Below are 1,095 nucleotides of genomic sequence, written 5' to 3' on the forward strand. Positions count from 1 at the left end.
TACACCGTTACCCTTACCGACGACCAGCGTTCGTTCCTCGAAGGCCTCATCCGCCGCGGCAAATCATCCGCGTCCACGATCCGGCATGCCTACATCTTGCTCCATGCCGACAAACCCGATCCCGAGGTTGCCGAGCTTGTCCGGTGCCACCCCCTCTCCGTGTTCAACGTCCGCAAAACGTTTGTCACACAGGGACTTGATGCAGCACTCCACCGAAAACTGCGTGATGAACCGGCAACTCCCCGGAAACTGGATGGCGCCGGCGAAGCCCGGCTCATCCAGATTGCCTGCAGCAAACCGCCGGAAGGTCGATCTCGCTGGACGTTACAGTTACTTGCCGATCGCCTCGTAGAACTGCAGGTCGTTGACACCATCTCGATCAAGACCGTCGAGCGGACGCTAAAAAAACGCGCTCCAGCCACATACCAAAAAGCAATGGGTTATTCCCCCCGCCGAAAACGGGAACTTCGTCGCCGCGATGGAAGACGTGCTGGAGGTCTACCAGAGACCGTATGATCCGGCACACCCGGTCATCTGCATGGATGAACAGCCAATCCAGCTGCATGCCGAGGTGCGGGAACCGATCCCGGCCCAACCGGGTCATCCCGAGAGACAGGACTACGAATACCGCAGGAACGGTGTTGTCTGCGGGTTCATGTTCACCGAGCCACTGGGACAGTGGCGCCGGGTAACAATAGCTGAAACGCGAACCAAGAAGGATTGGGCGCATCAGGTACAACATCTTCTCGAACAGGACTATCCCGACGCGGAGACAGTGATCCTGGTCTGTGACAACCTCAATACGCATGTCCCGGGAGCGCTCTACGAAACGTTCCCGCCCGAAAAAGCAAGAAACCTGTTGAGCCGGCTGGAGATCCATTACACCCCAAAACACGGCAGCTGGCTCAACATCGCTGAGATTGAACTCAGTGCCCTGACCTGTCAGTGCCTGAACCGGAGAATCCCGACCATCAAAGCACTCCGGGCAGAGACGGCAACCTGGAACCGAAGCCGAAATCAGGCCCAAAAAGGCGTGGATTGGCAGTTCACCACAACCGATGCGAGGAGGAAACTCAAGCGGCTCTACCCGATGAT

1 protein-coding gene is annotated in these 1,095 nt (G+C 57.7%); it reads left to right on the forward strand.

What is annotated here, in order from left to right; all coding sequences use genetic code 11:
• A protein-coding gene (locus tag PLN84_RS13435) for an IS630 family transposase (protein WP_348532205.1) occupies nt 1-1,095 on the forward strand; the annotation gives its coding sequence in 2 pieces (ribosomal slippage) (nt 1-404 and nt 403-1,095; 1,097 coding nt annotated over the 2 pieces). This gene is flagged as partial in the annotation.

The organism is Methanoculleus sp., assembly GCF_035363275.1.
GTDB lineage: Archaea > Halobacteriota > Methanomicrobia > Methanomicrobiales > Methanoculleaceae > Methanoculleus.